We start from the raw sequence: 5,863 nt of genomic DNA on the forward strand, positions 1-5,863 counted from the left end.
CCGGGGCATGCATGGCCTCTGGGAAGTCCGGCAGGATGTCCTGCACCAGGATGCGGTAGCTCGACGCGTACAACAGCTCCCAGCGCCGCGCATCGAGTCGCTCACGGGCCCGCTCGAACTCCTCCTTGGCCAACAGGATGCGCGCCAGATGCGCCTCATCAAGGGGGATCACCAAGCCCGGGCAGCGCAGGCATCCGCCCAGATGCGCGCAGACCCGCCCGGTCTGCGCGCCCGGGCCCGAGCCGTCCAGAGGGTTGAGGCAGTCGTGGCCGAACGGCGCCGTTGCCCGCACGCCAGCGGCAGGCATAGGGCGATCCGAAGGTGGCGCCGTACCAGCGGGGCCCGTCAGCCAGCTGACCATCAGCTTCTGCAGCCTTGCCACCGTCTCGCGGCGCAACTGCTCCGTGCTCGGTCCTATCACGTAGGCCTCGGTCGTGACGGCCGAGCCATGGTTGAGGATCTGCTGGACGTGCAAGATGTCGCCGCCGGAGGCGCGGTAGTGCTCGGTCGCCACGCTGCCGCGCAGCAGCACCGCGGCGAAGTCCGGCAGCGGCACGCGCGCACGCTCGGGCGCCGCCTGGTTCCAGATGGCGATCCGGGCGTTGGCACGAGCGATGAACGCCTTGAGGGTATGGGTCAGCGTGCTCAACGAGATCGGCGCGATGTGTCGGGTCTTCTCGCTCACCACCAGGAACAGGAAGCCACGGTGGTCGCGGCCGGCGCGCTCGACCAGCGGTTCGGTCATCGCCAACAGCTTGTCGATCAGGTTCGGCGCCGCATGCCGGCGCCGGCGATCGAACGAGCGCCGCTGCGCGCGCCTGACCTTGCCGCCACCGCGGGCCTTGTCCCATTCGACGATCACGCGATGCTCGTCCAGTGGGTGCGCTCGCAGGCACTCGCGTCCCATCCTCGCCAAGGGGTGCGGGTTGGCCGCCAACTGGATCGCCAACGCCACGAAGAACGGCACCGCGGTCTCGCCGGTCAGATGCAGGTAGCCCGCCAGTGACCGCAGGCCGCCCTCGCGTGCAATGGCGGCCATGTTGAAGCCATGCGCGACCAGCGTCAGGCGTGCGGGCATCACGCCGCCATCCACGCCCGCCAACGCGCGCACCAGGCCATGCAGTTGCACCGAGGCGCCCTGCGGCACCGCGGCGCTTCGAAGGATCTCCCGCCCCAGCTCGAAGCGCGCCCACGCCGCGTTGATGTCCTCGTAGCAAGCGCGCAGAATGGTTTTGAGCTGATCCTCGGGCAGCCGTTTTCTCGGCTGGGCGTTCAGGTCCGGGTACACCCGGTACGGGAAGTCGATGCGCTGCGCCAGCGCGCCGGGATGGTGCCGCTTCATCCAGTCCACCAACTGCCGCAACCCAGACAGCACATTGGCGCGCCCCTTGCGCGAGCGCGGCTCGCCCGTGGGACCGACCTGGCGGTCCAGCCATGCGATGTAGCGCCCCACAGCCGCCGTATCGAGATCCCGCAGCGACCTCACGGCACCGTCTTCGGCCACGAAGCGCGCAAAGCTCTGCAAGGCCTTCCAGCAGCCGCGGCACATCTCGGGCGTGGAAGCCGCATGGTGCTGTCGGAAGGCCTCGGCCAGCATCCGCGCCATGTCCTTCGGCAGGGCCAGCGTTTCCAGGTCGTAGTGCCCCTGCACCTGGCCCCAGCTGTCGCGCAGTTCCACGACCGCGCCTGCCGCGGTCGCGGCTTGCCCGTGCGGTGCGACCGCCTGCAATCGACGGTCGAGCCTCCCGGTGCGACTGCTCACGGCGCGCGCTCCTGACCGATCAACTCTCCGTAGAGGTAGTCGATGCTGCCGGCCAGCTCCCGCTCATGAAGCTCGACGCAGCGCAGGTACAGCGCTGTGCTCTGGATCGACCTGTGGCCGAGCAGGACCTGCACCGTCTTGAGCGGGTTGATCTCCGGCGTTTGCAGCGCCTGGCGCTGCAAACGCACGAGCATGGCCATCGCGAAGGTGTGCCTGAGCCAGTGCGCCGAGCCGTCAAGGCCCGCGCGCCGGAAGGCCGCATTGAACACTGCGGTCAGCCGCTCGCAGGTCACCGCCTCGGCTCGGCTGTTCAGGAACAGCTGCGAAGGCGCACGGTAGCGCGCATCCCGGCGCCGCCGAGCCCGCACCAGCGGCGTGCGGACCTCATCGATGTATCGCAGCGTGGCATCCACCAGCCGGATCGGCGGGTAGGCCGTGCGTGGCCGGTCACCCTTGGTGACGGTCAGGGCAACGCCGACCAACGGATGATCCTGCGCCTGCAGGTGCGCCGTCTCCGGCACCTGGAACGTGCACAGGCCGCACAACTCTTTTCGGCGCATCCCGGTCACCAGCGCCCACTGGGCCATCAAGCGGTAAGGCTCGCCCAACTGGGCAAACACCAGGCGCAATTGGTCCACGCGCAGCGGCCGGGGCAGACGCTCGTGCACGGGTAGCGTCAAGACATTGGCCGGCATCACCGATGCGCCGCTGTGCAGGTGGCCCAGGAAGGATTGGCGCCGCTCGGCCGACACCCGCACATCGACGAACCGGAATGGCAGCCGCTCGATCCAGCCCTTCGCGCAAGCCCAGCTGTAGAAGCGGCAGACGGTGTGGATGCGGCCGTTCACCGTGGCGCGCGCGTAAGGCCTGCCGGTGTGTGCGCTGGGGTTGTGCAGCATCCGATTGCGGTAGGCCGCGATCGTGCTTTCGTCGATCGAGCTCCATTCCAGCCCGGACTGCTCCAGGCTGTCGAACCAGTCATGCAGATGCTCGGCATAGGTGCGCAGAGTCTGCGCGCTGTGCGCCCGTCCTGGAATGGCTGCCAGTTCGAGCAGGTAGGCGAATGCCGGCTCGATGATCGCCATGCGCTCGTCGACCAGGATCGGCAGACCTTGTGCGATGTCGGTATGGCCAGCGGCCGCACGGATGATTCTTGCCATCGCTGTCCTCCACCAGGCACTTGCCACCGCGCGACGCAGGATAGGCCATGGCCCGCTGCGCCTTGCAGTTTCACGATGAGGACAGTTCCAGGCACCTGATGTGAACGCACGGCCTCATCGCCCGGCGACGCGCGCCCGGGCAAGCTTGCCCGGGCGCGCGTCGAACACTCTCCTTCGACACAATGACCATCGACGATGAATGCACGATGACATGCAGGACACTCGCAGCACGCGACCTAACATGCTCTCGCGGCCAGAGTTCTCGGCGAGCGACACCTGCACGGCTTGGTCTTCGTCGTACAGCTTGCACTCGATGGGCTGAGACGCTTGCCACCGCCCGCTCGCAACCAGAATTTGCATCGCACGCAGGCGCCGTCCCCCCGCCACCACGGCAAAGCGCCCCTCGGGATGTGCCACCACGCTCAGGCGCTGCAGTAGTCCTTGCGCCTCGATCAGCGCGGCCAGTTCGATCAAGCCTTCTTCGTGATGCACCTTGCGCACGTTGGCCTCGCCGACGAACAGCTTGTCGAGCGGTACCAGCACATCGCGCCCCATGGGTTCGACATGTGCAGGCGTCGCAGCTTCAGCCAGCGCAGCTGGCTTGCGCGCTCGCGATACAACGATCTTCCTTGGCTTGGCAATGACAGTCATTTCAGTTTCCTTTGCAGTTGAAGTTGATGAAGAGATGCCGGGTTCCTAGATTCAGAGCCCTTCCATGAAGGGTTCCGGTTCGCATCGGCCTCCTACCCGGAGCTGGCCGCCGTTTTCCTGAGTTCTTCGCCCGGTGAACGACAGCGACCGCGAGGACGGGGGAGCAAGGGGGAAGCATTCGTAACGCGCCAGCGTTATGAACACCCCCTTGCAGGCGAAGCCGGTCCCCCGGCAGCGCGGGCGCAGAGTCACCGGACAAGGCGAAGGACTCAGGCAAACGGCAGCACTGCAGGAGGTCGCCGCGTACCGGAACCGCCGCGCGGCGAGCGCCTCTACCTGCCGCAGGCAGGTCTGATCAATGGATGTTCAAGGGGCGCAGCACCTGCGCCAGGGATGCGCAAGGCTGGCCACCAGGCCAGTCCCCGCGAGGGGATGAGCGCGCATGCGCGAACCTGGAGCAGCCCGACAGCGGCGCAGCCGCTGGGGCGCCCGCATCAAGCACCGCTGTGCGCATCGCCGCGGCCCTTGCGTTCCACCGATCGGCCCTCACTTTTTCAGCATCGGGCCGGCCAGCACACCGGTGAGCCGGCCGGCCGACCACGCGAATCAGAAATCACCGACGGTGCCGTTTTTCCGACAGGGCAAAGCTGGAACGGCGCTTGCAGGAGACCGCCATGCTCACCACGGACCAGAAAGAGACCATCCTTCGCCGGGCCGGCGTCGCCGTTCCAGCCTTTCCCTCCCGCCGCCCTTCCGATCAGCAGCAGCACCAGTCAGAGGCCGAGCCGATCCTCAAGGCCAACATGCAGGCAGACGGCCGGCAGAAAACCGCCGAGCAGTGGGCCCGGACCATCGACGTCCTCTTCGTCGAGTATTCGGCCGCCCGCGCGGCCAGGAGCCTGCGCGACGCCGAGGAAGCGCGGCAGCTGGGCGCGCTGCGCCACGCGGCGGACGGCTCGACCGCATGACACAGCCGAGCGACAAACCCGCCCTGGCGGAGCAATACCCGCTCACGCCCGACGGGCGCTACCTCGTCGTGCGCGGGCGCCTGTGGCGCGCCGTCAACCCTGGTCTGACTCGCGAGGAGCGCCAGCACCTGGTCGACCGGCTGATGGACGCCCGCCGCGGGGTGGCAGCTGCCCGGCGCAGCGGCGAAGCCGCTGCGCCGCGCCAGGCCCGAGACCGGGTGAACGCCGCCAAGCTCGCCCTGGGCGAGCGCGGCCCGGTCTGGTGGACCGACGGCGCGCCGGACCTCAACCGCCGTCTGGTGCGCAACACCCCGTACGCCAACTGGTTCGCAGAGCGCACCGGCAAGGCCAGTCCGGACGACCCGCAGCGAGGCTGAGGTGTACGCAAGGAGCAACCCAATGGGCATGGGCTTTCTTTCCAGCATCGATCGCGTCAAGGCGGCCGAGCACGAGGACGCCGATCCGGTCGGTGGGGCACCAGTCCCCGTCGCGCGCGTCACCGACGCCGCGGTCGACGTCGGCCTGATCCATCCCGAGACGATCCGTGCGTAGACGCAGTGACGCAGTGCCTATGAACGTGCGCGGGATGCTCATGGAACTCGCGTGGGCCACTCGATGAGGCGATCAACGTGAGCATCGTCGGGAAGAGTGAATCAACTCCGCCTTGCATGGACTCCGGGGACGTCGCAGCCACTGCGCACACCTGCAGCGCCCGCTGAAGAACAGACGGCCAAGGCCGCCCCAGGCATGCCGCCGCCCTTGTGACGGCAGTGCTGCAACGAGGATTACGCCGACGACGCCGTCGCGCTGACCGCTCCAGACGCCGAAGGCGCCTGGCTCTCCACCACGGCCGCCTTACGCGCAGCAGGTTGAGGGTTCGTCGGATTCGTCTTCTTGCGGCTGGGCAGGGCCTTGGACACCACCGCCTTCTTCGCCGTCACGGCAGGCTCCGACCCCGCCGCCGGCGTCTTTGGACGGGTGCTTTTCTTGGCTGCGTTCGAAGCGCGCGCCGTCGTGGCCGCGCGGCCCTTCCTCGCCGGCGACTTCTTCACCGGCGGCTTGACCGCTGGTGTGGACGCCGAACCGGCCGCAGATCCGGCACCAGGCTTCACAGCCAACTTCTTCCGCGAGGCCTTCGCCGGACGCGTCGCCGGGTCGGCGGGCGCTGCAACCGCAGCGGCTGGAGACGCCGTCGCGGCCGCCGACGTCTTCCTTGATTTGCCTTTCGCTGAGCCGGCGCGCGATTGGATCCGCTTGGGCGCAGCCGGCCTCGCCGGCACTTTCGTCGCGGGCGACTCGGCGACCGGTGCGACGGCTGCCGG

At 68.3% G+C, this 5,863-nt stretch carries 7 protein-coding genes; 4 read left to right on the forward strand and 3 right to left on the reverse strand.

Annotation, left to right across the window (positions count from 1 at the left end; all coding sequences use genetic code 11):
* The 3 genes from APY03_RS18955 to APY03_RS18965 form a co-directional block, all read right to left on the reverse strand.
* On the reverse strand, positions 1-1,762 hold a 1,762-nt coding region (locus APY03_RS18955; RefSeq protein ID WP_083944472.1), incomplete at its 3' end, for a hypothetical protein.
* Positions 1,759-2,922: a tyrosine-type recombinase/integrase gene (locus APY03_RS18960; protein WP_068679015.1), complete on the reverse strand. Its 1,164-nt coding sequence runs from the start codon at positions 2,920-2,922 to the stop codon at positions 1,759-1,761. The genes APY03_RS18955 and APY03_RS18960, both read right to left, overlap by 4 nt.
* A gap of 114 nt (positions 2,923-3,036) precedes the next feature.
* On the reverse strand, positions 3,037-3,573 hold the full coding sequence (locus APY03_RS18965; protein ID WP_068679017.1) for a ParB/Srx family N-terminal domain-containing protein: 537 nt from the start codon (positions 3,571-3,573) through the stop codon (positions 3,037-3,039).
* 659 nt (positions 3,574-4,232) lie between these two features.
* On the opposite strand from APY03_RS18965, the gene APY03_RS18970 reads away from it, so the two are divergent.
* The 4 genes from APY03_RS18970 to APY03_RS42555 form a co-directional block, all read left to right on the forward strand.
* On the forward strand, positions 4,233-4,541 hold the full coding sequence (locus APY03_RS18970) for a hypothetical protein (RefSeq protein WP_232324336.1): 309 nt from the start codon (positions 4,233-4,235) through the stop codon (positions 4,539-4,541).
* Entirely contained in the window at positions 4,538-4,918 is a 381-nt protein-coding gene (locus APY03_RS44095; protein ID WP_068679019.1) for a hypothetical protein, read from the forward strand. Before APY03_RS18970 ends, APY03_RS44095 begins: the two co-directional genes overlap by 4 nt.
* A gap of 22 nt (positions 4,919-4,940) precedes the next feature.
* Positions 4,941-5,093, forward strand: coding sequence for a hypothetical protein (locus APY03_RS41630; RefSeq protein ID WP_157103428.1), 153 nt, complete (start codon positions 4,941-4,943; stop codon positions 5,091-5,093).
* A gap of 360 nt (positions 5,094-5,453) precedes the next feature.
* Positions 5,454-5,863 (forward strand): hypothetical protein (locus APY03_RS42555; protein ID WP_198161267.1); only part of this gene is annotated, 410 nt, incomplete at its 3' end.

This window comes from Variovorax sp. WDL1 (assembly GCF_001541225.1).
Taxonomy (GTDB): Bacteria; Pseudomonadota; Gammaproteobacteria; order Burkholderiales; family Burkholderiaceae_C; genus Variovorax.

Excerpts from the sequence above, each read along its gene's own strand:
- APY03_RS41630 (WP_157103428.1), top strand. The coding sequence starts at position 4,941 with ATGGGCATGGGCTTTCTTTCCAGCATCGATCGCGTCAAGGCGGCCGAG.
- APY03_RS18960 (WP_068679015.1), bottom strand. The coding sequence starts at position 2,922 with ATGGCAAGAATCATCCGTGCGGCCGCTGGCCATACCGACATCGCACAA.
- APY03_RS18965 (WP_068679017.1), bottom strand. The coding sequence starts at position 3,573 with ATGACTGTCATTGCCAAGCCAAGGAAGATCGTTGTATCGCGAGCGCGC.
- APY03_RS44095 (WP_068679019.1), top strand. The coding sequence starts at position 4,538 with ATGACACAGCCGAGCGACAAACCCGCCCTGGCGGAGCAATACCCGCTC.